Origin of the sequence: Agromyces sp. NPDC060279, from assembly GCF_042726785.1 — a bacterium.
GTDB lineage: Bacteria > Actinomycetota > Actinomycetes > Actinomycetales > Microbacteriaceae > Agromyces.
Genome location: NZ_JBHXBK010000001.1, coordinates 722,338 through 747,638 on the forward strand (window position 1 = coordinate 722,338; position 25,301 = coordinate 747,638).

A 25,301-nucleotide genomic window follows, 5' to 3' on the forward strand; every position below is an offset into this window, starting at 1 on the left:
GGCTCGAGGCATCCGCTCCCCCGCCCGAGCCATCTAGAGCAGCGGCTCGATCCGGGCGCGCAGTTCGGCGGCGATCTGCTCGGCGGGCTGCGCGGCGTCGACGACGACGACCCGCTCCGGCTCGGCCGCCGCGATCTGGAGGTACGCCTCCCGCACGCGTCGGTGGAACTCGGATGCCTCGGCCTCGAGCCGGTCGTAGCGGGTGCGCGAGGCGTCGAGGCGACCGCGGGCGGCCTCGGGGTCGAGATCGAGCAGCACGGTGAGGTCGGGGGCAAGGTCCTCGGTGGCCCACTCCGAGAGGGCGCGGACCTCGCGGCTGTCGAGCACGCGGCCGGCGCCCTGGTACGCGACCGAGGAGTCGATGTATCGGTCCTGCAGCACCACCGCGCCGCGCTCGAGCGCCGGTCGCACGAGGGTCGCGACGTGGTGGGCCCGGTCGGCCGCGTACAGCAGCGCCTCCGCGCGCGGGCTGATGTCGCCGCGGTGGTGCAGCACGATCTCGCGGACCTCGACGCCGACCTCGGTGCCGCCGGGCTCGCGAGTGCGGACCACCTCGCGGCCGAGGCCGCCGAGCCACTCCCGGAGGAGCTCGGCCTGCGTGGTCTTGCCTGCACCGTCGCCGCCCTCGAGGGTGATGAACAGGCCCCGGGTCACGCCTGGCTCTTCTTCGAGGTGCCGGTCTTCTTGGCCGCCGCGGGCTTCTTCGGCGCCGCCTTCTTCGCGGTCGTCGTGCGCTTCGCCTTGGGCTTGGCGGGGCCCTTCTCGCGCTTCAGCTGCAGCAGCTCGACCGCGCGCTCGAAGGTGATGTCCTCGACCGACTCGGCGCGCGGGATCGTCGCGTTCGTCTCGCCGTCGGTGACGTACGGGCCGAAGCGGCCGTCCTTCACCTTGATCGGCTTGCCGCTCACGGGATCGGCGTCGAACTCCTTCAGGGCGCTCGACGCCCGCCGGGCGCCGTACTTTGGCTGGGCGAGCAGCTCGAGCGCGCCGGGCAGGTCGAGGTCGAAGATCGCGTCCTCGCTCGGCAGCGTGCGCGTCTCGGCGCCCTTCTTCAGGTAGGGCCCGTAGCGGCCGTTCTGCGCCGTGATCTCCTCGCCCGACTCGGGGTCGAGGCCGACGACGCGGGGCAGCTCGAGCAGCCGGATCGCCGTGTCGAGGTCGACCTCGGCGGGATCCATCGACTTGAACAGGGAGGCGGTGCGCGGCTTGGCGGCCGCCGCCTTCTTCGCGCCGCGCTTCGGCTTCGCCTCGACGACTTCGCCCGTGGCCTGGTCGACGGTCGCCTCCGCGGCCTGGGGCTCCGGCTCGAGCTCGGTGACGTACGGGCCGAATCGGCCGTCCTTCACGACGATCTGCTTGCCGTTGGCGGGGTTCTGCCCGAGCACCCGGTCGCTCTGCACCGGTGCATCGATGAGCTCGCGGGCCTTCTCGATCGTGAGCTCGTCGGGCGCGAGCTCGGGCGGCAGATTCACGCGGCGCGGGGTCGCGTCGGGCGCCGCGCCCTCCTCGACGACCTCGAGGTAGGGCCCGTACTTGCCGATGCGCAGCGTCACGTCGGGCGCGATCGCCATCGAGTTGATCTCGCGGGCGTCGATCTCGCCGAGGTTGTCGACGACCTGGCGGAGCCCGCGGTGCCGCTCGCTGCCGAAGTAGAACTCGTTCAGCCAGTCGACGCGGTCGGCCTCGCCCGCGGCGATGCGGTCGAGGTCGTCCTCCATCTCGGCGGTGAAGTCGTACTCGACGAGGTCGCCGAAGTGCTCTTCGAGCAGCCGCACGACGGAGAAGGCGGTCCAGCTCGGCACGAGCGCCTGGCCCCGCTGGGTCACGTAGCCGCGGTCGAGGATGGTCGAGATGATCGACACGAAGGTCGAGGGACGGCCGATACCGAGCTCCTCGAGGCGCTTCGTGAGGCTCGCCTCCGTGTAGCGCGGCGGCGGGCTCGTCTCATGGCCCTTGGCCTCGAGTTCGGCGAGTTCGACCGACTGTCCCTCGGTCAGCTGCGGGAGCTTGGCGTCGCCGGAGTCGTCGGCGTTGCGCTCTTCGTCGCGTCCCTCTTCATAGGCGGCGAGGAAGCCGCGGAAGGTGATCACGGTGCCGCTCGCGGTGAATTCCGCGGTGGTCCCGCCGACCGGGGCGGTCGGCTCGGCCGGCGCGGCAGCGGATGCCGCGGTCGGCCCGACCTCGATCGTGACGGTCGCCGTGTGCCCCTTGGCGTCGGCCATCTGCGAGGCGACGGTGCGCTTCCAGATGAGGTCGTAGAGGTCGAACTCGCGCCCGCGCAGCGAGCCCTGCAGCGAGGAGGGCGTGCGGAAGACCTCGCCGGACGGGCGGATCGCCTCGTGCGCCTCCTGGGCGTTCTTCGACTTGCCGGCGTAGACCCGGGGCTTGTCGGGCAGCGAGTCCGCGCCGTAGAGCTTCGTCGCCTGCGCCCGGGCGGCCGCGATCGCCTGCTGCGACAGCGAGTTCGAGTCGGTACGCATATAGGTGATGTAGCCGTTCTCGTAGAGCGACTGCGCCACGCGCATGGTGTCCTTCGCGGAGAGGCGGAGCTTGCGGGCCGCCTCCTGCTGCAGGGTGGAGGTCGTGAACGGCGCGGCCGGACGGCGAGAGTACGGCTTCGACTCGACCTTGGCGACGCGGCGGGCGACGGTGTCGTCGCGGAGGGCCGCCGCGAGTGCCGTCGCGGTGGGCTCGTCCAGCACCACCGCGGAGGACGTCAGCTTGCCGTCGTCGTCGAAGTCGCGACCGGTGGCGATGCGCTTGCCGCCCACACGGACGAGCTTCGCCGCGAAGGCGCTGTTCGGGGCGTCGGTCGCGAAGGTGCCGACGAGGTCCCAGTACCCCGCGGCGACGAACGCGAGGCGCTCCCGCTCGCGGTCGACCACGAGGCGGGTCGCCGCCGACTGCACGCGGCCCGCGGAGAGGCCGGGGCCCACCTTGCGCCAGAGCACGGGCGAAACCTCGTAGCCGTAGAGCCGGTCGAGGATGCGCCGCGTCTCCTGCGCGTCGACGAGCGAGGTGTCGAGCTCGCGGGTGTTGTCCTTCGCCGCGAGGATCGCGTCCTTCGTGATCTCGTGGAAGACCATGCGGCGCACGGGCACCTTCGGCTTCAGCTCCTGCAGCAGGTGCCAGGCGATCGCCTCGCCCTCGCGGTCTTCATCGGTGGCGAGCAGGAGCTCGTCCGCCCCCTTCAGCGCGCGCTTGAGTTCGGCGACGGTCTTCTTCTTCGCGTCGGACACGACGTAGTACGGCTCGAAGCCGTTGTCGACGTCGACGGAGAACTTGCCGAGCGGGCCTTTCTTCAGCTCCGGCGGGAGGTTCTTCGGCTCGACCAGGTCGCGGATGTGCCCGACGGACGACAGCACCTCGTATCCGTCGCCGAGATACGCGGCGATGGACTTCATCTTGGTCGGCGACTCGACGATCACCAACTTCTTGCCTGACACCAGACTCCTCTATTGCTTCGAGACGAGAGTGCAGCGGAACGCCGCGCCCCCGAGCGGTGTGCTGTCCGCCGGCGCCGAGCGCCGACAGCCACACGATACACACCCTGGCCGGGAGCGCACCTCCGCCACGGTGGCGTATCCACCCCTTGCGGTTCGACACGGGCGGAGGAGAATGACCGCATGGACACGTCATCCTCCGGCTCGTACACCGCCAAGCTGATCGACGGGCCACTCGAAGGCAAGACCGTCGCGACCGCCTTCCTCGACAGCGGCGACCCTCGCCCCCGTATCGAGTTGAACGCGGATGCCGGCAAGCGCTATGTCTACGCGCGCGGCGCCGGCCTCGAATTCGACGGGCCGGGCGACGCCCGTCCGACCGCGGTCGACTACCGCTTCATCGAGACCGTCTTCGACTGAGGCGTCCGCGCGCGACGTCGAAGTGCCCGCCGGGGGCGGCCCGGCTTTCGCCCGCGCCCCCACCGAGCCGAGCGGCAGCCCGATCTCGACGGCGACGGTCGCGATCGCCCCATCGGCTTCGCACGCGGTGAGACTCGCCCCGTTGCGGCGAGCGAGTTCGGCGGCCAGCTCGCACGGCACGCCGGGGACCGCACCGCTCACGGCATCGGCCGCGGCGAGCGCTGCGGCGTCCGCCGCGTGCGCGGCGCGCTGATGCTCGACGTGCACGCCGAGCAGCGGCAGCACGACGAGCGCGCTCGCGGCGCACGCGCCGACGACGCCGACCGCGAGCACGGAGCCGGACATCAGCGCCCTCCCGCGAGCGCGCAGGAGGACGCCCGCAGCTCGATGGCGGCGAGGAGCCCGGCGGCGGGAGCGCGCAGCGTCGCGCACACGAAGGTGCCGTCGTCCGTGGAGCCGAGCGACACGGCTCCCCCGGACACCCGCGCGGCGATCGCCGCGGCGGACGAGGCGGACTCGCCGCGTCCGAGCGCCCGGGCCGCGTCGGCGGCGCCGTCGCTCAGGCGCACCTGCTGCGCGGCGAGCAGCACGGCGCCGAGGCAGAGTGCGAGCACCGCCGCGACCGCGGGCAGCGCGACCGCGAGCTCCGCGGTCACGCTGCCGCGCTCGCGCCGCGTCTCAGCCGACGCTGAGCGCATTCCGCACGAGTTCGGTGAGGATGCCGCGCACCTCGTCTCCGCGCAGGATGACGACGAGGAGCCCGGCGAAGCCGACCGCGGCCATGGTGGCGACCGCGTACTCCGCGGTCGCGGCGCCCCGCTCGCCGGCGAGCCGGCGCCGGACGCCCCGCAGACGATGCCGTCGTGCCGGGCCGCCCCCTGCGGCACCGTCGGCCCTCAGCACCCCCGCCTCGGCTGAGCTCCCGTGGGGACGCGTTCGATGATTCATGAGCTACCTCTCTTCTTGTCTGGCCGCAGCGGCGGCCGGCGGTGGCACGAGCGGGACGGTCATCCGGCGCCTGCGAAGGTGCCGGAGACGACCGAGATGACGAGCGGTGCGACGCCCAGCAGGACGAAGGCGGGGAGCACGCAGACGCCGAGCGGGATCATCAGCCGCACCCCGAGGGCCGCGGCCCGGGCCACGCCTCGCGCCCGCGTCGCGCGACGGACCCGGAACGCCTCGGCCCGCAGCAGCTCGGCGACCGGCGCGCCCGCGGCGGCCGCGAGTCCGATGATGCGATCGATCTCGCGGCCGTCACGGCCGCCGTCGTGATCCGGCAGCGCCCCTTCGACGAGCGTTCGCGCCCGATCGAGGGAGACCCCGCCCGTCAGCGCGATCGCCAGCAAGTCGTACTCGAGTCCGGCATCCGCGGCGCCGTGAGCGGCCCGCGCGGCGAGCGCCCGGTTCCACCGCCGCCCGGCCCAGAGCAGGGCGAGCCCGGCGAACAGGCAACCGAGGCCGAGCGGGGAGCCGAGCAGGACCCGAGCGGTATCGAACCCGAGCAGCACGCCGAAGCCGATCGCGACGACGGGGAGCCAGGCCACAAGGCGCGCGCTCGCGTTCGGCCCGGCGAGCGCGGTGCGCACCTCGCGCCGCAGCTGGGCCTCGTCGCGCAGCGCCGCGGCGAGCTCCCGCAGGCTGCCGGCGAGCGGCGCGCCGCACGCGGCGGCGATCTCCCAGGCCGCCGCGAGCGTGCCCCAGGGCCCGCTCGAGCCGCTCCGCCGCAGTGCCTCGTGCACCGGCAGCCCTTCGCGGGCGGCGGCTGCGGCCACCACGACGGGGTCCGGCTCCGGACCGCCGGCGCGGGCGGAGCCGACTGCGCTCGTCGCGCGGCCCGCAGCGGAGCCGGCATCGGGCACGAGGTGCGACCAGGCCGCTCCGACACCGACTCCTGCGGAGAGCAGGGTCGCCAGCTGCTCGGCGACGGCCGCCGCTCGTTCGATCGCCGATTCCTCGGCGGCACCGTTCGGCCGGCGGATGACCGCGAATCGGCGCCTCGCGCAGGTGGTCCACCACCGGGCGGTCATGCGGCCGCCGCCACACTGAGCCGATCGTGGTCGAGGACGAGGCGGCCGATCGCGGCGAGCCTGCGCACCCCGGCGCGTCGCTCGAGGTGCAGCACGAGGTCGAACGCACTCACCGCCTGCCGGGCGACGGCGTCCGCGGAGAGCCCCGCCGACGCGCCGAGCGCCTCGAGGCGGGCCGGCACGTCGGCGAGCGAGTTCGCGTGCATCGTGCCGGCGCCCCCGTCGTGGCCGGTGTTCAGCGCCGAGAGGAGCTCCCGCAACTCGGCGCCGCGGCATTCGCCGACCACGAGCCGATCCGGGCGCATGCGGAGCGCCTCGCGCACCAGCGCATCGAGCCCGATGCGCCCGGCGCCCTCGAGGTTCGGCTGTCGCGCTTCGAGCGAGACGACGTGCGGGTGCTCGATGACCGCCTCGCCCACGTCTTCGATGACGACGATGCGCTCGTGCGGCGGGGCGGAGCCGAGCATCGCGGCCAGGAGCGTCGTCTTGCCGGTGCCGCCCGCGCCGGTGATGAGCAGGTTCTCGCGCTCGGCGACGGCGCGCCGCACTCGGGCCAGCTGGGCGTCGTCGAGCATGCCGAGTCGGGCGAGCCCGCCGAGCGAGTGCCCGGCCGCACGGGGGATGCGCACCGAGAGCAGCGTGCCCGCCGTCGAGATCGGCGGAAGGACCGCGTGGACCCGGATCCCGGAGCCCAGCCGGACGTCGACCGCCGGACTCGCCTCGTCGAGGTGCCGCCCGCCGCGGGCGACGAGGCGCACCGCGAGTGCACGCACCTCGGCCTCGGCGGCGGCCCACGCCGGTTCGTGGACGGCGCCCGCGCCGCGGTCGATCCAGAGCCCCCGCTCGCTGTTGACGAAGAGGTCGGTGACGTCGGAAACGCCCGCGAAGGGCGCGAGCTCGCCGAGGAGGTCGAGCTCGAGCACCCGTGGGAGGGACGGCGGGAGCTCGTGGGGTTCGCTCGGATGCGGAGGATCCGGGCGCTCCCCCGGCGCCACGGCCTCCGCGGCCTCGGCAGCGGCCTCGGGCAGCCACGAGGGGGTGGCGACGAACGGAACGGTCATGCCGGCGAGCGTACGGAGCCTGGCGCGTCCGCGGGACGGCTCGACCGGGGCCGGGGAGAGCGCTCCTCCTCCACGCCGTTGTGGAGGAGGACCGCCGCCCCGGAGCCGATGGCACCGCTCGACAGCACCGCTCAACGGCACTGGCACGGCTTCGGCGCCCGCACCGCTTAAAAGAAGGGGGCGGCACCCATTGGGGGGAACAGGTGCCGCCTCGGCAGCGTACCGATTGGGGGGAATGCGGCACGCTGCAGGCCTCGAAACGAGTGTTCGGGCGGTACCCAGTGTAGGGCTTCTCGATTCATGCGCAAGTACTTTTTGTCCTCATTTGTGCGGACAGACAGAATTCTCTGCGCGAACCCTCAGACAGTTGTAGATGACCCGAGATCGGCCGGCCGCATGACGCCGACCGACACAGTGTACGACGGGCTTCCAGGCTGGCGGTAGGGTGCTGGGTGGGGCAGGCGAACCCATCCGATCCATGCACATCGCGAAGGAGCGACCGAGAACCATGACCGCACAGATCGATCACGCGCTCGAGGAGATCCGGCGTTTCCGCCCGAGCCCCGAGTTCGCCGCCCAGGCCGTCGCCGACGAGAGCCTGTACCGCCGCGCCGCCGAGGACCGCCTGGGCTTCTGGGCCGAGCAGGCCCGTGAGCTCATCCAGTGGGAGACGCCCTTCACCGAGGTGCTCGACTGGACGAACCCGCCCTTCGCGCGCTGGTTCGGCGACGGCCGGCTCAACGTCGCCGCCAACTGCCTCGACCGGCACGTCGACGCCGGCTACGGCGACCGCATCGCCATCCACTGGGAGGGCGAACCGGGCGACAGCCGCAGCATCACCTACGCGCAGCTGACCGACGAGGTCAAGCGTGCGGCGAACGTGCTCGCAGGCCTCGGCGTCGGCCAGGGCGATCGCGTCGCCATCTACCTGCCGATGATCCCCGAGGCGGTCGTGGCGATGCTCGCCGTGGCCCGCCTCGGCGCCATCCACTCCGTCGTCTTCGGCGGCTTCAGCGCCGACAGCCTCGCCTCCCGCATCGACGACGCCGAGGCGAAGCTCGTCATCACGGCCGACGGCGGCTACCGCAAGGGCAAGGTGTTCCCGCTGAAGCCCGTCGTCGACGACGCGCTCGACCGCGCCACCGGCGGCACTGTGCAGAACGTGCTCGTCGTGCAGCGCGGCGGCAACGAGGTCGGCTGGACCGAGGGCCGCGACCAGTGGTGGCACGACACGGTCGCGGCGGCCTCGGCCGAGCACACCGCGGAGGCCTTCGACGCCGAGAACCCGCTGTTCATCCTCTACACCTCGGGCACCACCGGCAAGCCGAAGGGCATCCTGCACACCTCGGGCGGCTACCTCACCCAGGCGGCGTTCACTCACAAGAACGTCTTCGACCTGCACCCCGAGACCGACGTCTACTGGTGCACCGCCGACGTCGGCTGGATCACCGGCCACTCCTACGTCGTCTACGGCCCCCTCGCGAACGGCGCCACCCAGGTGCTCTACGAGGGCACGCCGGACAGCCCGCACCCGGGCCGCTGGTGGGAGATCGTCGAGAAGTACCGGGTCTCGATCCTGTACACGGCGCCCACCGCCATCCGCTCCTTCATGAAGCTCGGCCGGCAGATCCCGCACGAGTTCAACCTGCGCTCGCTGCGGGTGCTCGGCTCGGTCGGCGAGCCGATCAACCCCGAGGCGTGGATCTGGTACCGCCACGTCATCGGCGGCGGCTCGATCCCCGTGGTCGACACCTGGTGGCAGACCGAGACCGGCGCCATCATGATCTCCGCGCTCCCCGGCGTGACCGATCTGAAGCCCGGCAGCGCGCAGGTGCCGGTGCCCGGCATCTCCGTCGACATCCTCGACGACGACGGCAAGCCGGTCGGCGGCGAGGACGGCGGCCTGCTCGTCATCACCGAGCCGTGGCCGTCGATGCTCCGCGGCATCTGGGGCGACCCCGAGCGGTTCAAGGAGACCTACTGGGAGAAGTTCGGCGACAAGTACTTCGCCGGCGACGGCGCCCGCCGCGACGAGGACGGCGACATCTGGCTGCTCGGCCGCGTCGACGACGTCATGAACGTCTCCGGGCACCGGCTCTCGACGGCCGAGATCGAGTCCTCGCTCGTCGCCCACCCGTGGACGGCCGAGGCCGCCGTCGTCGGTGCCGCCGACGAGACGACCGGGCAGGCCGTGGTGGCGTTCGTCATCCTGAAGGCCAGCCAGGCCGACCGGGTGACCGACGTGGCCGAGGCCTCGGAAGAACTGCGCCGCCACGTCGCGACCCAGATCGGCGCGATCGCGCGGCCGCGCCAGGTCTTCATCGTCAACGAGTTGCCGAAGACCCGCTCGGGCAAGATCATGCGCCGACTGCTCCGCGACCTCGCCGAGGGCCGCCAGGTCGGCGACACCACCACGCTCGCCGACACCTCGGTGATGACGGCGATCACCGAGCAGGTGCGCTAGGCCTCGGCTCGGCTCGGAACGACGGATGGCCCGGCGGGAAGCTTCCCGCCGGGGCATCCGTCTGTCCGGTGCGACTCAGGCGAACTCGACCACGAGCTCCAGCTCGACCGGCGCGTCGAGCGGCAGCACGGCGACGCCGACGGCCGAGCGCGCGTGCCGGCCCGCCTCGCCGAAGATCTCGCCGAGCAGCTCCGAGGCGCCGTTGATGACGCCGGGCTGGCCGGAGAACGCGGGGTCCGAGGAGACGAAGCCCACGAGCTTCACGATGCGGGAGATCCGATCGAGCGAGCCGATCTCGGCGCGCACGGCGGCCAGCGCGTTGAGCACCGCAGTGCGGGCGTAGGCCTTCGCGTCGTCGGCCGGCACCAGGCCGTGCCCGTCGCCGACCTTGCCGGTCGCAGGCAGCGCGCCCGAGACGAACGGCAGCTGCCCGCTCGTGTAGACGTAGGAGCCGGTGACGACCGCGGGGACGTAGGCGGCGACGGGCGGTGCGACCTCGGGCAGCTCGATGCCGAGCTCGGTCAGACGTGCTTCGTAGGACATGTTCAGGCCTCTCCCTCGAACTGCTTGGCGGCCTGGGCGGCGGCCGCGGCTCCGGCGCTCGCGGCGGCCGAGGCCTCCCCGCCGACCGGGCGCTTCAGGTAGGCGACGAGCCCGCCCTCGGGGCCCTGCACGATCTGCACGAGCTCCCAGCCCTCCGATCCCCAGTTGTTCAGGATCGCGGCCGTGTTGTGGATCAGCAGCGGGGTGGTGATGTACTCCCAGGTCGTCATAGCGCTCCAGAGCTCGATCTGCGGGGGTGATGGGTGAGAAGGCGCTCCGGGCCGGCATTCCGGCATCCGATCGTGCCGAATCCGGCGTGTCAGCCGCGGAATTCCGGCACACCCGCGTAGCGGGGTTTTGCCAGCCTTCTCCGTTAGGCTCCACTATATGTCTGCCAAAAATCGTACGGCGAGCGGCGCCGCCGGGGGCCTGCTCGGCTTCATCGGCATGAGCGCGCTCGCCGGTGTGCTCGTCACGGCCGCCGTGACGCCGGCGCTCGCCGTGACCGGCATGGCCGCCAATAACAGCATCACGATGTTCGAGAACCTGCCCGGGTACCTCGAGATCGACCCGCTCGCCCAGAAGTCCACCATCTACGCCCTGAAGCCAGACGGCACGCCGTCGGCCATGGCGTACTTCTACGACGACAACCGTGAAGAGGTCGCGTTCGACTACATGTCGCAGTACCTCAAGGACGCGGCCGTCGCCGGCGAGGACCCGCGGTTCTACGAGCACGGCGGCGTCGACGTCGTCGGCACCGTGCGCGGTGCGTTGAGCACCCTCGGCGGCAACACGCAGGGCGGTTCGTCGATCACGCAGCAGTACGTCAAGAACGTGCTCGTGAACAACGACATGTCCAAGGCGAAGACCGAGGAAGAGCGGCAGGCGGCGTGGGAGGAGCACACCAAGACCACCGTCGACCGCAAGCTCAAGGAGATGCGCTACGCGATCTCGGTCGAGAAGAAGTACACCAAGGACGAGATCCTCAGCGGCTACCTGAACATCGCCGGCTTCGGCGGGCAGGTCTACGGAGTGCAGGCGGCCGCGCAGTACTACTTCGGCAGCAACGCCCGTGACCTCTCCCTCGCCCAGGCCGCGAGCCTCATCGCGATCGTCAACTGGCCTGAGAAGTTCCGCCTTGACATGCCCGACAGCGAGACGAACGGCGCGAACAGCGTCGACAAGCAGGGCAACGTCGTGCCGTACCTCGAGAACAAGGAGCGGCGCGACTACATCCTCGGCAAGATGCTCGAGGAGAAGAAGATCACGCAGGAGGAGCACGACGCCGCCGTCGCTGAGCCCGTCGCCCCGAAGATCACGCCGCCCTCGCACGGCTGCCAGGCCTCGCCGAGCTACGCCTACTTCTGCGACTACGTGACGTGGGAGATCAAGAACAAGTTCGACGACCCCGCCACCGATGACGTCAACGAGGGCGCGCGCCTGCTCGCCCGCGGCGGCCTCGACATCTACACGACCATCGACATGGACCTGCAGAACGCCGCGAACTCGGCGATCCACGAGTACGTGCCAGGCAGCATCCCCGAGGCGAACATCGGCAGCTCGGCGGTCTCCGTCGAGGTCGGCACCGGCCGTATCCTCGCGATGGCCCAGAACACCACGTACAACGTCGACCCCGACGTCACGGGCGACCAGTACGACGCGGTGAACTACAACGCGACGATCGACTACGGCAGCTCGCACGGCTTCCAGCCCGGATCGACCTTCAAGATCTTCACGCTCGGCGAGTGGCTCATCGAGGGGCACTCGGTGAACGAGACGGTCGACGCGCGCCGCCGCTCCGATTGGGGCACCTTCAAGAACACCTGCGGTGGCGACATCAACGCCGGCGACTGGAACCCGCGCAACGACGAGGGTGAGCCAGGCGGCAATTGGAGCGCGCTCTACAACACCCAACAGTCAAAGAACACCGGCTTCGTCGCGATGGCCAAGCAGCTCGATCTCTGCGGCATCAAGAACACCGCGACCGCCCTCATGAGCGCTGGCCGCGCCGACGGCAAGCCGCTCGGCGAAGGACTGAACGAGAACGGCGACCAGATCACCTTCGGTCCCTCGGCCGTGCTCGGCACCGAGGAGATCGCCCCCATCTCGATGGCCACGGCCTTCGCCGCGGTCGCCGGCAAGGGCAAGTCCTGCACGCCCATCGCGATCGACCGCATCACCGACGGCAAGGGCGAGGCGGTCGAGGTGCCGAAGTCCACGTGCACCCAGGCCGTGACTGAAGACGTCGCGGCGGGCATGACGTACGCGCTCCAGCGAGTGATGACCGGCGGCACCGGCTCGACGTCGTTGTACCGGATGGACACCTCGGGCACGCCGATGATCGGCAAGACCGGTACCACCGACGACGCCGAGGCGACGTGGATGAGCGGCGCCTCGTCGAAGGTCGCCACGGTGGTCGGCGTCTACAACGTCACCGGCCACACGAACCTGCGTGAGACGTACATCGACGGCACCCAGGCGGCGGGGATCAGACACTACATCTGGCCGCGCATCATGGACGTCGCGAATTCCAAGTACGGCGGCGACGAGTTCCCCGACCCGAAGGACGAGTACCTGGTCACCCCGACCGCGAACGTGCCGAACGTGCTGGGCCTCGCCCCCGACGCGGCACAGAAGGCGCTCGAGGACGCCGGCTTCGCCTGGACGATGGACGGCGAGGTCGACTCCGACCAGCCCAAGGGCACGATCGGTTCGCAGAGCCTCAGCGGCTCGGCCCCGCGCGGCTCGGCGATCTCGCTGAAGATCAGCCGCGGCAATGTCACGGCGGTGCCGAACGTGGTGGGCGCCCAGGCCGATCAGGCCGAGGCGGCGCTCACCGCCGCCGGGTACCGGGTCGACCGCAAGGAGCAGGACGCGACCGACCCGAGCCAGGTGGGCCTCGTGCTCTCGCAGTCGCCGGGTGGCGGCGAGAAGGCGAAGCCGGGCACCAAGGTCACCATCGTGATCGGCAAGGCCAAGGACGGCAACAACGGCAACGGCGAAGGCGGAGGCGACGGTTGACCGGAGCACGCGGGCCGGCGCCCGCCGCGCGGATCGCTCTGGCGGTCGGCGCGGCGGGCGCCGCCGTCTTCGCCTACGGTGCGCTCGTCGAGCGCCGGAACTACACGCTGCGCACCGCCTCGGTGCCCGTGCTGCCGGCCGGTGCCGCGCCGATCAAGGTACTGCACCTGAGCGATCTGCACATGGCCCCGTGGCAGCGCGACAAACAGGCCTGGGTGCGCGAGCTCGCCCGACTGCAGCCCGACCTCATCGTCGACACCGGCGACAACCTCGGCCACCGCGACGGGCTCACCGGCATCCGCGCGGCCTTCGCCCCCTTCGCCGGGGTTCCCGGCGTCTTCGTGAACGGCTCGAACGACTACTTCGGCCCGCAGGCCAAGAACCCCTTCGCCTACTTCGGCGGTCCGAGCCGGCACCGCCGGCGGGCCGAACGGCTCGACATCAGCGCGCTACACGCCTACTTCGCGGAACTCGGCTGGATCGACCTCGACAACGCGGCTGCCGCGCTCGAGATCAACGGCACCCGGCTCGAGTTCTTCGGCGTCGACGACCCGCACCGCGGCTACGACCGGCTCGACGTCATCACCGCCGCGATCGACGAACTCCGCGCCGACGATCCGCTCGGCGACGAGAGCTGGCCCGACGTCGACGCGGACGCGGCCGCGCGCCCCACCGTGACGATCGGGGTGTCGCATGCGCCGTACCAGCGGGTGCTGAACTCCTTCGTGAACCACGGCGCGCAGCTCATCCTGGCCGGCCACACCCACGGCGGGCAGGTCTGCGTTCCCGGCGTCGGCGCGCTCGTCACGAACTGCGACATCCCCCGCGCCCAGGTGAAGGGGCTGAGCGTCTGGCGTCACGGGCTGCGCTCGGCGTATCTCAACGTCTCGGCCGGCCTCGGCACCTCGATCTACGCTCCGGTGCGCTTCGCGTGCCCGCCGGAGGCGACCCTGCTGACGCTCACGCCGGTCGCGTAGCGCAGCGAAACGCGGGCCGATCCGACGCTTCGGATCGGCCCGCGCGGCACGAGTAGGAGTCAGTTCTGGAAGAACCCTACCCGTACGGCCTGGTTGAAATACTTCCAACTGTTGGCACCCATCACGCCATCGATCGGACCCGCGTACCCCTGCGTAGCCGCCCAGCGCTGCATCGCCTTATAGGTGTTCGTTCCCGGCGCACCGTCGACCGGTCCGCCGTACTGCCAGAACCGCTTCAGATACGCCTGGAGGCCCTTCCAGCTGTTTGTCCCCATCACTCCGTCGACGGCGCCGTTGTACTTGTACTCCGGCCCACCCCCTGCGGCCGGCCCGGCTTGGATCCGACACTGGGCGGTCTGGCTAAGGTAGGTGTCGTACGGAACTCCGTCTCGCACGTGGTCGCGACAGTACTGCGTCCACGTCAGCGCACTCGCGGGTGCCGTCACCCCACCGACGGCCAGCGCCACCCCCAGGCCCATGGCCGCAATGCCGCCAATCACCTTTCGCTTCATCATCCCCCTCGTCTCCGGTCGTCGACATCGACGACCACGAGGCCCAGCTTCCAGGGATGTGCATCGCCGCACAATGTGCCAAAGGATGTGTATTTCCCTCCCGCCACGAGTGGTCAGCGGCCCTCGAAATATCGGCTATCCTTGTTGAGGCTCAGCGGGAACGCTCGGCCACCGGGGTGTGGCGCAGCTTGGTAGCGCGCTTCGTTCGGGACGAAGAGGTCGCAGGTTCAAATCCTGTCACCCCGACCAATGCAAGAACCCCCTCCGCGAGGAGGGGGTTCTTCGTTTCTCCGGCTGCCGCAGTGCTCCGGCTGCCGCGCTGCTTCGGCTGCCGCAGTGCTCCGGCTGCCGCGCTGCTCCGGAACTGCCGCGCTAGGGGCGCCCGATCCCCCGGTACGTCCAGCCCGCCTCGCGCCAGCGCGCCGCGTCGAGCACGTTGCGGCCGTCGATGATCGACCGCCCGGCGACGAGCTCGGCCGCCGCCACCGGATCGAGGGCGCGGAACTCGCGCCATTCAGTGACGAGCACCACGAGATCCGCACCGCGCAGTGCCTCGGCCGTCGAGCTCGTGTAGTCGAGCTGCGGATGCCGCATCCTCGCGTTGGCGATGCCTTCCGGATCGGTCGCTACGACCTCGGCGCCGAGGCCCTTCAGGGCGACCGCGACGTCGAGCGCCGGCGAGTCCCGCACGTCGTCGGAGTCGGGCTTGAACGTCACCCCGAGAATGGCGATGCGCCGCTCATGCACCTGTCCGCCGAGCGCTTCGACCGCGAGGTCGACGACGCGCTGCCGCTGCCGCAGGTTCACGGCGTCGACCTCCCGCAGGAAGGCGAGCGCCTCGCCCCGACCGAGCTCCTCGGCGCGCGCGACGAAGCCGCGGATGTCCTTGGGCAGGCACCCGCCACCGAAGCCGACGCCGGCGTTCAGGAAGCGGCGGCCGATGCGCGCGTCGTGCCCGATGGCGTCGGCGAGCGCCGTGACGTCCGCCCCGGTAACCTCGGCGATTTCGCTCATCGCGTTGATGAAGCTGATCTTCGTGGCGAGGAACGCGTTCGCGGACACCTTCACGAGCTCCGCCGTGGCGTAGTCGGTCACGATGCGCGGGGTGCCGGCCTCGACCGCGGCGCGGTACACCTGATCGAGTACGGCGGCCTGCGCCCGCCCGAGCTCGTCGTGCTCACCGCCGGAGACGCCGTAGACGAGCCGGTCGGGCTCGAGCGTGTCCTGCACCGCGAAGCCCTCGCGGAGGAACTCCGGGTTCCAGGCGAGGCTCGCGTGCGGCGCCCGCTGCGCGAGCCGTGCGGCGAGGCCGGCCGCGGTGCCGACCGGCACCGTGCTCTTGCCGACGACGATCGCGCCGGGGGCGAGGTGCGGCAGCAGGGCGTCGAACGCGGCGTCCACGTAGCTGAGGTCGGCGGCGTCCGAGCGCGCCTGCTGGGGGGTGCCGACCGCGAGGAAGTGCACCTCCGCACCGGCCGCGTCAGCGGGGTCGGTGCTGAAGCGCAGCCGGCCGCTCGCGATCGCGGAGCTGAGCAGTTCGCCCAGACGGGGCTCGAAGAAGGGCGGGCGTCCGGCCGCGAGCTCGGCGATCTTGCGCGCGTCGATGTCGATCCCGACGACGGTGTGGCCGAGCTCGGCCATCGCGGCGGCGTGCACGGCGCCGAGGTAGCCGCAGCCGATCACGGAGACGTTCATCTGAGTCCTCCCGCGACCATTCTCGCAGTCGCTCCCGGGCGGCCCGCGCCACCGGGGGTGAACACGGGATGGCGAACCGTGCTCAGCGGACGACCACCGTCGGGGCCTCGAGGTGCGCGAGCACTCCGTGGCTCACCGAGCCGAGCAGGAATCGGGCGATCGCCCCGCGCCCCTGGCTGCCGACGACGAGCAGGCGCGCGTCGTCGGCCGCGTCGGCGAGCGCCTGCACCGGGTCCCCGGCGACGACCTCGCGACGGATCTCGAGCTCGGGGTGCGCCGCCTCGGTGGAGGCGAGCGCCTCGTCGAGCAGTTCGGCGGCCGAGGCCTGCAGGTCGTCGCTCGCGATCATCGCGACCCCGTAGCCGTACTCGCCGCCGACCATGACGGCGACGTCCCACGAGTGGACGGCGATGAGCGGCTCGCCGGTGCGGGTCGCCTCCTCGGCCGCGAACGCCAGGGCGCGGGCGGATGCCTCGGAGCCGTCGACGCCGACCACGACGCCCCGACGGGCGGAGACGTCGATGTCGGGGATCACGGCGACCGGGCTGTGGCTGCCGGCGGCGATGCGCAGGCTGTGCACGCCGCGCCGGCTCGCGCGCTTGCCGCCGTGCCAGTCGCTGCCGACCACGAGCAGGGCGGCCTCCTTCGAGAGCCTGGAGAAGACCTCGACGGGCGAACCCTGTTCGAGCAGCTGAGTGGCGGCGAGGCCCGGCGTCACGCGCTCCACGGTCGCGGCGGCGCTGTCGAGGCATCCCTGTGCGGCCGTCTGCGCGGCCAGCAGCAGCTCCGCGTCACCCGTGGCGGGGATGGCGTCGTCGACGACGTGGACGAGCCGCAGCGCGGCCCCGGTGGCCCTGGCGCGTTCGGCCGCCCAGGCGACCGCGGCGTCCGTGGCGGCTCCGGCGGCGCTCACACCCACGATGATGTCGTTCATTGGGGCCTCCGATCTCGGCGTGCTTCCATCCTGCCGCGGATCGGCCCTCACGTCACGGTCCCGTGCGCGGCCGCTGCGTCAGTGGCGGCCGTTCAGCACGCCCCCGGACTCCTGCAGGTAGCAGACCCCGCACAGCGATTCGTACTCGACCTCGACCTGGACTCCGCCGCCGACGGGGCCCGCCGAGGTGTCGATCGCCACCTGGTCGCCGTCGAAGACGTAGCGACCGCCGATCCGCCGCCCGTTGAAGATGGCCTTGCGGCCGCAGCGGCAGATCGTCTTCAGCTCCTCGAGGCTGTGCGACACCTCGAGGAGGCGGCGGCTGCCGGGGAACGCGACGGTCTGGAAGTCGGTGCGGATGCCGTAGGCGAGCACCGGGATGCCGTCGAGGAGCGCGATGCGGAGCAGGTCATCGACCTGCTCGGAGGTGAGGAACTGCGCCTCGTCGATGAGCAGGCAACTGACGTCGCGGCCCGCCCGATCGACCTTGCCGCTGCGCACCCGGTGCTGCTCGAAGACCTCGCGCACCGCTTCGGTGGGCGAGATCGTGAAGTCGACCTCGCGGGTCACCCCGAGCCGGGAGATGATCTCGCGATCCCCCTTCGTGTCCACCGCGGGCTTCGCGAGCAGCACCCGATGGCCTCGCTCCTCGTAGTTGAAGGCGGCCTGCAGCAGCGCCGTCGACTTGCCCGAATTCATGGCGCCGTAGCGGAAATAGAGCTTGGCCACGGGGCTGCCTCCAGGAGGGACGGGCCGGCATCGCCGGCGACTCGGGGTTCGGCGCTCAGCCGACGGGGTAGTTCAACTCGACGATCGTACGCTCCCGCGAGATCGTCGACTCGGTGCGGAAGCCGACGGCGCGGGCGATGGCCACGATCCGCTCGAGATCGCGGTGTCGCGGCGGACCCTGCGCGGGGATCGCGGTGACCTCGATGCGTCCGGAGCCGGCCCCCTCGACGACGGCGACGCGCACCTCGGACGAGCGGGTGCTGCCGCCGAGCCAGGAGATGATCGCGGTGAGTGCGGTGCGCTGATCGCTCGAGAGCCGGGCCGCGGCGCCGCTCGGGTCGTCGACGAGCATCTCGATGCCCGGTCCGGCGCCGCCGGAGCGCAGCGCGTCGGCGAGATCGTCGAGCCAGGTCGCCTCGATGCCGGCCTTCATCGCGGCCTGCACCCCTTCGGCGAGCTCTCGGGCGCGATCGACGTCGGCGACTGAGAGGCGCTCGGCGGCGACCACCGAGGCGAGGAAGGGCAGCACCTCGCGGGCCACGAGGGCGACGCGCGGCGAGCCGCCGATGGTCGGCCCCGGGAACGGGGCGGCATCCCCCGGCTCCTCGGCGACCTCCTGCTCCAGCGCCTCCCGGTTGACCTCGCGCTGCCAGCGCAGGATCGAGCCGACGATCGAGTAGGAGTACGAGGCGCCCGCCGCCGCGAGCGCGACGATGGCGACCGAGCCGACGAGCACCAGGGAGGCGACGGGCTGCGAGACGCTCGCGGCCGCGGCGTTGCCGGCGACGAGGATCGCGAGCACGCCCGAGGAGAGCCCGGCGGCGATGAGCAGCGCCGCCCAGCTCGCATAGGGGGCCATGCAGAGCAGGAGCACGCCGATGGTGATCGGCCCGTAGTCGTCGTAGAGCACGGCGTCGTTGCCCATGGTGCTGACGTACTCGGCGACCGCGGCGGCCGTCGCGATCGTCACGACGAGCCAGACGCGTTCGCTCGCGAAGCTGCCCCGCGACGGGAGGATGCCGGTCACGAGCGCGATCGCGGCCGCGACGAGGAGCAGGATGCCGAGGACCGCCGCGAATGGCGAGACGATCTCGGCGCGATGGGCGAAGGTCGACACGACGGAGATGGCGACGGCGGTGCCGGCGCCGATCGCGACGAGCGGGGCCGCCGTGCTGCCGCCGATCGGATCGGCCTCCTGTTGGGTGAGGCTGAATCTGCCGCTCATCGCTCCGTCCTCGGCATGGTGAGCACGATGGTGGTGCCGACGCCGGGTTTCGACCAGAGCCGCACCGTGCCGCCCTCGTGCTCGACCCGGGCTCGGATCGAGGTGCGCAGGCCGATGCGGTCGGCGGGGACGCGCGACTCGTCGAACCCGACGCCGGTGTCGATGACGGCGACGGTGAGCTCGTCGGCCCCTCCGCCGATCATGACCTCGGCCGAGGACACGCCGGCGTGCCGCACGACGTTCACGAGGCATTGGGCGACGGCGGAGTCGAGCGCGTCGAGCCGGGAGGGTGCGAGCTGGGCGAGCTGCGCCAGCGCACCGCTCACCCGCACCGCGAGGCCGCCGTTGCTCGCGGCCTCGTGCGCGGTCGGCAGCACCTGGGCGAATCCGCCGGGTGCCGTGCTCCGTGCGCCGTCGGCCGCTGCGCCCGTCTGGGGTTCGTTGCGCGCCCCGCTCGGGCCACCGCTCGGCGGCACCGCCGATGGCACGGCCGCCTCCGCCCGGTGGGCCGGCGAACTCGGCGCGAGCGCCTCGGCGGGCCCCGCGCCGGCTTCGGGCGCGTTGGCCGGAGCTCCGGCGGTGCCACTCCGTGCGCCGCCGCGCTCGGCGATCGAGGCCGCCCAGTCGGGCCCGATCGCGAGGCTCAGCTCGCGGTCGATCTCCTGGCGCAGACGGTCGTCGATCGTGCCGGAGCCGGCCTCGGCGACCCTGGTCAGGTGCTGCAGCGCGAGCTCGTTCAGCCGCACGGAGGCGCGGAGCGCGAAGTCCCGGCGCATGGCGGCGGCTGTCGGCTCCCCGCCTGCGGCCGGACCGGGCCGGGCGCGGCCGTTGAACCGCCGGTTGAGCCCGTCGAAGCCGCGGACGAGGACGACGATGGCGAGTGCGAACGCGGCGGCGAGGTTGGGGACCCACATCGTGCCGACCATCGCGGCACCGACGACCGTGGCGAGCTCGCCGAAGAGCCAGCCGGCACCGGCCCAGCCGATCGCCCACCAGGTGCCGCTGGCCGCCCCGCCGATGAGCACGAGGGCGACCCTCGGGAGCGCCGAGATGCTGTTGTTCGTCGTCTCGAAGGCGCCCGAGCCGCTCAGGATCGGCACGAGCAGGAACACGCTCGCCGTGCCGACTGCGAGCGCGAGGAGCGCGGTGAAGAGGTTCGGCCGCACGGCGTGCACCGCGAGCGCGGCGGCCTGCGCGGCGACGAGCCCCGCGCCGATCCAGCCGTTCGTCGCGCCCAGGTACAACCCGGCGAGGATGCCGATGGCGATGCCCACGGACAGGCAGACGAAGGCGGCGGCATGGCCTGCGTTGATGAGCGCCCGATGTTCGGCCGCGCGCGTCAATGGTGCGGGCAAGCCATGGGTCATCGCCGCACCTCCCGAACGCACCGCCGAGCGCAGGGAAAATCGACGGGCTGCAGCGAGAGTACCGCAGGGCGCGGGCGCGATGTCGCGCATCCGGGGCTCAGAACAGCGTGTCGCCGAGCGGAGTCGGAAGCGCCGCCGCGCCGCCCGCCGACGAGGCTCCGGCGAACTGCGGACCGGCGAAGCGACCGGGCACGCCGTGCCCGGCGGCGGCGGACGCAGAACGAGCCGCCGCCAAGGCGGAGGAGCGCACGCCCCCGGTGACCGGGTCTTCGCTGCCGTAGCGCAATCCGTGCGCGCGGATCATCGGCCTGATGCGCGCCGTGAGCCACTGCCGGTACGCCTTCGGCGCGTAGCTGTTCGTGCCGTAGTACATCGAACGGTACTTCGGCACGAGCTCGGGGTGGTGCGCCTCGAGCCACTGCATGAACCAGGGCTTGACTCCGGGCCGGAGGTGCAGCGCCCCGTGCAGTACCGAGGTGGCCCCGGCCGCCTTGATCTGCCGCAGCGCCTCGTCGAGGTGGGCCCGGGTGTCGGTGAGGTCGGGCAGGATCGGCATGAGGAACACGGTGCAGTCGAAGCCCGCCTCGCGGATCGCCGTGACCGTGGCCAGCCTCGCCTTCGTGCTGGGTGTGCCGGGCTCGACGGCCTGCTGCAGCTCGTGGTCGTACACGGCGATCGACATCGCGAGGTCGACGGGGACCCGTTCGGCGGCGCGGGCGAGCAGCGGCAGATCGCGGCGCAGCAGCGTGCCCTTCGTCAGCACGCTGATCGGGGTGCCGCTGTCGGCGAGCGCCTCGATGATGCCCGGCATGAGCTCGTAGCGCCCCTCGGCCCGTTGATAGGGATCGGTGTTCGTGCCGAGGGCGACCGGCTCGTGCCGCCAGGAGGGCCGCGCCAGCTCTTTGCGCAGCACCTCGGCGACGTTCACCTTGACGACGATCTGCCGGTCGAAGTCGTCGCCGGCGTCGAGATCGAGGTAGGTGTGCGTCGGCCTCGCGAAGCAGTAGACGCACGCGTGCGAGCAGCCGCGGTAGGGATTGATGGTCCACCCGAACGGCATCGACGACGACCCCGGCACCTTGTTCAGCGCGGACTTCGCGAGCACCTCGTGGAAGGTCACCCCCGCGAACTCGGGCGTCTGCACCGATCGCACGAGGCTGCTCAGTTTGGCGAGCCCCGGCAGCGTCGAGCCCTGCTCGACCTCGAGTTCCTGCCCGCTCCACCGCATGCTCATATTCGAACATACCTTCGATACATCCGCAACCCGCCCACCCAACCCAGGGTTGCCCGACTTTCATGAAAGTCGGGCAACCCTGGGGTGGAGGCGGGTGGGGCGCCGCGCCGTCAGGCGGCGGTGCGGGCGAGCGGGCGGCCGGCGGCGAGCCGCAGCTCCTCCCCCGCCCAGCGCCGGCGCATCCAGCGGTCATGGCTCGCGATGAGCACGGCCCCCGGATACCCGCCGAGCGCCGCCTCGAGTTCCGTCGCGAGCGCGAGCGAGAGGTGGTTCGTCGGCTCGTCGAGCAGGAACACGTGCGGCGGCTTCGCGATCACGAGGGCGAGCGCGAGCCGCCGCTGCTGCCCGACGGACAGGCCGCCGAGCGGACGGTCCAGGTCCCGCCTGGGCATGAGACCGAGGCTCGGCAGCGGCACGAGCGCCGCGCGCTGCTCCCCCAGCACCCGCTCGTAGAGCGCCCGCGGCGAGGCATCCGGGTCCTCGAAACGGACGTCCTGCTCGAGGAGTCCGACCCGGAGCCCACGGCGACGGCGCACCGTGCCGGCGTCCGGTGCGATGCGACCGGCGAGCAGGCCGAGCAGCGTCGACTTGCCGGCGCCGTTCGCCCCGGTGATCAGCACCCGGTCGAGCGCCTCCACCCGGAAGGTCTCGAGCCGCAGCCGCTCGCCGACCGCCGCCCCGGCGAGCTGGATGAGCGGTCCGCCCTCCTCGCCGAGCGCCTGGGCTCCGGTCGGGATGCCGGTGAACTCCAGCGCGGCGGGCGGCTTGCGCAGCTGCTCGCGCTCGAGCGTCTCGAGCCGGAGCTCCGCATTGTGCACCCGCCGCGCGATCGCCTGATCGGTGCGCCCCTGCTTGAACTTGGTGATGAACTTGTCGTTGTCGCTCGGGCCCCTCCGGTGCGACACGTTCCGCGCGGTCTCGCGCACGGCCTCGCGGAGCGCCCGCAGCTCGCCCTGCTCCGCCTCGTACTGCCGCTGCCAACGCGCTCGCGCGTCGGCCTTGGCCTCGAGGTACTCGCTGAACGAGCCGCCGAAGACCGTGCCGCCCGAGGCATCGAGCGGCACGCCGGCGGCGGACTGCGCCGGGTCGAGGTCGAGCAGGCCCGTCGCGACCCGGTCGAGGAACTCCCGGTCGTGGCTGGCGAAGACGACCGGGCCCCGCCAGGCACGCAGGCGCGCCTCCAGGAACTCGGCCGCGGCGTCGTCGAGGTGGTTCGTCGGCTCGTCGAGCAGCAGCGCGTCGGGTGCGCCGAGCAGCAGCGCCGCGAGGGCGAAGCGGCTGCGCTGCCCTCCCGACATCTCGCCGATGCGGCGGTCGAGGCCGATGCCGGACACGCCGAGCCCGTCGAGGAGCTCGTCGCGCCGGGCCTCGACCGACCAGACCTCGGCCCGTTCGGCCGCATCGAGCGCGGCGGCGTAGCGCTCCTCGGCCTCCGGCGTGGCCTCGACGAGCGCCGCGGCCGCGGCATCCAGCTCGCGCTCGATGCCGCGCACCTCGGCGATGCGCGCCTCGATGACGTCGTCGATGCGCTCGTCGTCGGCGAAGGGCAGCTCCTGCAGGAGGAGCCCGATCCGGGCCGGGCGGGTGAGTCGGCCGTCGGCCTGCAGCCGCGCGGGCGCCTCGCCGGCGAGCACCCGCAGCAGGGCGGACTTGCCGACGCCGTTCTCGCCGATGAGGCCGAGCCGCTGCCCGGGAGAGACGGTGAAGTCGAGATCGCGCAGCACGTCGCGATCCGCGTAGCCGGCCGAGAGGTGCTCGGCGCGGAGATAGGAGTTGGTGGAGTGATGGACGGTCAAGGGGGACCCCCGTTCGCGAAGATGCCCGGGGTCGCCGCTGACGCGGCGGCGACACCGCACGCGCGTCGGCGCGGTGCGGCGATCGGCGCGGTGCGGACGCGTCGACCCCGGGACGAAGGGATGACTCCCGCCGGGCATCTGCCGAGACAGTGGGGGTGCGCGAGACGCTGTCGCGATCAACGAAAAGAGCACACCCGATGTCGACGGCGCCTCAGGCGCGGGACGAAGGGATGTGCTCAGATCATTGCGGGTCGAGGCTAGCAGGCTCGACCCGCACGGCGCAAGACGCAGTCGGGGTGGCGGGCGCGGCGACGCTCAGGCGCTGAGGTGCAGCGCCTTCGCCGTCGCCGCGAGGCTGGCGGCGGCGACCTCGGGGTCGTCCGACAGCCGGGTGCCGTAGCTCGGCACCATCTCGCGGATCTTCGGCTCCCACTCGGCCATGCGCTCGGGGAAGCAGCGCCCGAGCAGGTCGAGCATGATCGGCGCGGCGGTCGAGGCGCCGGGCGAGGCGCCGAGCAGGCCGGCGATCGTGCCGTCGGCGCCCGTGATGACCTCGGTGCCGAACTGCAGCACGCCGCCCTTCGCGCCGTCCTTCTTCATGACCTGCACGCGCTGACCGGCCGTGATGAGCTCCCAGTCGCCCGTCTTCGCGGTCGGCATGAACTCGCGCAGCGCCTGCATCTTCTTCTCGCGGTTGGCGAGTAGCTCGCCGACGAGGTACTTCACGAGATCGAAGTTGCGTGCGGCGACCTGCAGCATCGGCCACAGGTTGTGCAGCCGCACCGAGAAGGGCAGGTCGAACCAGGTCGAGGTCTTCAGGAACTTCGGCGTGAAGCCGGCGTAGGGGCCGAACAGCAGCGCCGTCTCGCCGTCGACGACGCGGGTGTCGAGGTGCGGCACCGACATCGGCGGGGCGCCGACCGCGGCCTTGCCGTAGACCTTGGCCTGGTGCTGCGCGACGATCTTGGGATCGGTGGTGCGCAGGAACTGGCCGGAGATGGGGAAGCCGCCGAAGCCCTTGATCTCGGGGATGCCGGAGTGCTGCAGCAGCGCGAGCGCGCCGCCGCCGGCTCCGACGAAGACGAAGCGGGCGTTGACGGTCTTCGGGGTGCCGCCGACGAGGTGGCGGAGCTTCAGGTGCCAGCTGCCGTCCTTGCGGCGCTTCAGCCGGGTGACCTGGTGGTTCACGTTGACCTCGCCGCCGCGGCGCTCGAGGTCGTCGAAGAGGTAGCGGGTCAGGGCGCCGAAGTCGACGTCGGTGCCGGCGGCGATGCGCGTCGCGGCGACCTTCTGCTTCGGGTTGCGCTTCTTCGCGAGCAGCGGGGTCCACTCGGCGATGCGCTCGAGGTCCTCGGTGTACTCCAGGTCGGCGAACAGCGGCTGGTCGGCGAGTGCGGCGACGCGCTTGCGCAGGTACTCGATGTTCGCCGCCCCGTGCACGAAGGTCATGTGCGGGGTCGAGTTGATGAAGTTGTGCGGCTCGGGCAGCTCGCCCTGCTCGACGAGGTGGGCCCAGTACTGCCGGCTGATCTGGAACTGCTCGTTGATGGAGACGGCCTTCTCGGCCGTGACCGTGCCGTCGGCCGCCTCGGGCATGTAGTTCAGCTCGCAGAGCGCCGCATGGCCGGTGCCCGCGTTGTTCCACGCGTTGGAGGACTCTTGCGCGACCTCGCCGAGGCGTTCGTACACGCGGATGCTCCAGTCCGGCTGGAGCCGGGAGATGAGGGAGCCGAGCGTCGCGCTCATGATGCCCCCGCCGATGAGCACGACGTCGACGGTTTCCTCTGAAGTCACGCCCACAGTCTATGACCGCTCAGCAGGCCTCCTTGACCATCGTCCAGGCGTCGGCTATA

The 25,301-nt window shown here is 71.9% G+C and carries 20 protein-coding genes, 1 tRNA gene and 1 pseudogene; 4 read left to right on the forward strand and 18 right to left on the reverse strand.

What is annotated here, in order from left to right; genetic code table 11:
- Window positions 1-33 precede the first annotated feature (33 nt).
- From tmk to ACFWE1_RS03420, 7 genes and pseudogenes are all read right to left on the reverse strand, one after another.
- Entirely contained in the window at window positions 34-654 is a 621-nt protein-coding gene (gene tmk / locus ACFWE1_RS03390; protein ID WP_376932125.1) for a dTMP kinase, read from the reverse strand.
- Window positions 654-3,449: pseudogene (gene topA / locus ACFWE1_RS03395) on the reverse strand (type I DNA topoisomerase); the annotation flags it as partial. The pseudogene topA and the gene tmk, both read right to left, overlap by 1 nt.
- Window positions 3,450-3,635: 186 nt before the next feature.
- Window positions 3,636-4,208 (reverse strand): Rv3654c family TadE-like protein, encoded by a 573-nt coding sequence (locus tag ACFWE1_RS03400; protein WP_376932126.1) that lies wholly within the window; start codon window positions 4,206-4,208, stop codon window positions 3,636-3,638.
- Window positions 4,208-4,519, reverse strand: a complete 312-nt coding sequence (locus ACFWE1_RS03405; protein ID WP_376932127.1) for a TadE family type IV pilus minor pilin — start codon at window positions 4,517-4,519, stop codon at window positions 4,208-4,210. The genes ACFWE1_RS03400 and ACFWE1_RS03405 overlap by 1 nt, the downstream gene beginning before the upstream one ends.
- Before the next feature lie 22 nt (window positions 4,520-4,541).
- Window positions 4,542-4,766 carry a DUF4244 domain-containing protein gene (locus ACFWE1_RS03410; protein WP_376932128.1) on the reverse strand — a complete coding sequence of 75 codons (225 nt, stop codon included), beginning with the start codon at window positions 4,764-4,766 and terminating at the stop codon, window positions 4,542-4,544.
- A 104-nt stretch (window positions 4,767-4,870) separates the two neighbouring features.
- A complete protein-coding gene (locus ACFWE1_RS03415) occupies window positions 4,871-5,890 on the reverse strand; it encodes a type II secretion system F family protein (protein WP_376932129.1) in 1,020 nt (339 codons plus the stop codon).
- Window positions 5,887-6,951 (reverse strand): TadA family conjugal transfer-associated ATPase, encoded by a 1,065-nt coding sequence (locus ACFWE1_RS03420; RefSeq protein WP_376932130.1) that lies wholly within the window; start codon window positions 6,949-6,951, stop codon window positions 5,887-5,889. The genes ACFWE1_RS03415 and ACFWE1_RS03420 overlap by 4 nt, the downstream gene beginning before the upstream one ends.
- A 508-nt stretch (window positions 6,952-7,459) precedes the next feature.
- Here ACFWE1_RS03420 and acs point away from each other — a divergent pair.
- The gene (acs, locus tag ACFWE1_RS03425) at window positions 7,460-9,415 is read left to right on the forward strand and encodes an acetate--CoA ligase (protein WP_376932131.1); all 1,956 of its coding nucleotides are present in this window, start codon (window positions 7,460-7,462) and stop codon (window positions 9,413-9,415) included.
- Between the two features lie 75 nt (window positions 9,416-9,490).
- Here the strand turns inward: acs and ACFWE1_RS03430 are convergent, their stop codons facing one another.
- Window positions 9,491-9,958, reverse strand: a complete 468-nt coding sequence (locus ACFWE1_RS03430) for a RidA family protein (protein ID WP_376932132.1) — start codon at window positions 9,956-9,958, stop codon at window positions 9,491-9,493.
- Between the two features lie 2 nt (window positions 9,959-9,960).
- The gene (locus ACFWE1_RS03435; protein WP_376932133.1) at window positions 9,961-10,188 is read right to left on the reverse strand and encodes a hypothetical protein; all 228 of its coding nucleotides are present in this window, start codon (window positions 10,186-10,188) and stop codon (window positions 9,961-9,963) included.
- A gap of 157 nt (window positions 10,189-10,345) precedes the next feature.
- Here ACFWE1_RS03435 and ACFWE1_RS03440 point away from each other — a divergent pair, with 157 nt between their 5' ends.
- A complete protein-coding gene (locus ACFWE1_RS03440) occupies window positions 10,346-12,979 on the forward strand; it encodes a transglycosylase domain-containing protein (RefSeq protein ID WP_376932134.1) in 2,634 nt (877 codons plus the stop codon).
- Window positions 12,976-13,956 (forward strand): metallophosphoesterase, encoded by a 981-nt coding sequence (locus ACFWE1_RS03445; protein WP_376932135.1) that lies wholly within the window; start codon window positions 12,976-12,978, stop codon window positions 13,954-13,956. The genes ACFWE1_RS03440 and ACFWE1_RS03445 overlap by 4 nt, the downstream gene beginning before the upstream one ends.
- Before the next feature lie 59 nt (window positions 13,957-14,015).
- Here the strand turns inward: ACFWE1_RS03445 and ACFWE1_RS03450 are convergent, their stop codons facing one another.
- Complete coding sequence (locus ACFWE1_RS03450; protein WP_376932136.1) at window positions 14,016-14,471, reverse strand: peptidoglycan-binding domain-containing protein; 456 nt, start codon at window positions 14,469-14,471, stop codon at window positions 14,016-14,018.
- 169 nt (window positions 14,472-14,640) lie between these two features.
- Between ACFWE1_RS03450 and ACFWE1_RS03455 the strand changes: the two genes are divergently transcribed.
- Window positions 14,641-14,717 (forward strand) — tRNA-Pro (locus tag ACFWE1_RS03455).
- 123 nt (window positions 14,718-14,840) lie between these two features.
- Here the strand turns inward: ACFWE1_RS03455 and ACFWE1_RS03460 are convergent.
- From ACFWE1_RS03460 to ACFWE1_RS03495, 8 genes are all read right to left on the reverse strand, one after another.
- Entirely contained in the window at window positions 14,841-16,163 is a 1,323-nt protein-coding gene (locus ACFWE1_RS03460) for a UDP-glucose dehydrogenase family protein (RefSeq protein ID WP_376932137.1), read from the reverse strand.
- A gap of 82 nt (window positions 16,164-16,245) precedes the next feature.
- Entirely contained in the window at window positions 16,246-17,097 is an 852-nt protein-coding gene (locus ACFWE1_RS03465; RefSeq protein WP_376932138.1) for a universal stress protein, read from the reverse strand.
- Window positions 17,098-17,175: 78 nt separating this feature from the next.
- Window positions 17,176-17,826 carry a thymidine kinase gene (locus ACFWE1_RS03470; protein ID WP_376932139.1) on the reverse strand — a complete coding sequence of 217 codons (651 nt, stop codon included), beginning with the start codon at window positions 17,824-17,826 and terminating at the stop codon, window positions 17,176-17,178.
- A gap of 55 nt (window positions 17,827-17,881) precedes the next feature.
- Complete coding sequence (locus tag ACFWE1_RS03475; protein WP_376932140.1) at window positions 17,882-19,051, reverse strand: hypothetical protein; 1,170 nt, start codon at window positions 19,049-19,051, stop codon at window positions 17,882-17,884.
- The gene (locus tag ACFWE1_RS03480; RefSeq protein WP_376932141.1) at window positions 19,048-20,418 is read right to left on the reverse strand and encodes an ATP-binding protein; all 1,371 of its coding nucleotides are present in this window, start codon (window positions 20,416-20,418) and stop codon (window positions 19,048-19,050) included. The genes ACFWE1_RS03475 and ACFWE1_RS03480 overlap by 4 nt, the downstream gene beginning before the upstream one ends.
- 97 nt (window positions 20,419-20,515) lie before the next feature.
- Entirely contained in the window at window positions 20,516-21,646 is a 1,131-nt protein-coding gene (locus tag ACFWE1_RS03485; RefSeq protein WP_376932142.1) for an Rv2578c family radical SAM protein, read from the reverse strand.
- 116 nt (window positions 21,647-21,762) lie between these two features.
- Window positions 21,763-23,448 (reverse strand): ABC-F family ATP-binding cassette domain-containing protein, encoded by a 1,686-nt coding sequence (locus tag ACFWE1_RS03490; protein WP_376932143.1) that lies wholly within the window; start codon window positions 23,446-23,448, stop codon window positions 21,763-21,765.
- A 315-nt stretch (window positions 23,449-23,763) separates the two neighbouring features.
- The gene (locus tag ACFWE1_RS03495) at window positions 23,764-25,248 is read right to left on the reverse strand and encodes a malate:quinone oxidoreductase (RefSeq protein WP_376932144.1); all 1,485 of its coding nucleotides are present in this window, start codon (window positions 25,246-25,248) and stop codon (window positions 23,764-23,766) included.
- Window positions 25,249-25,301 lie beyond the last annotated feature (53 nt).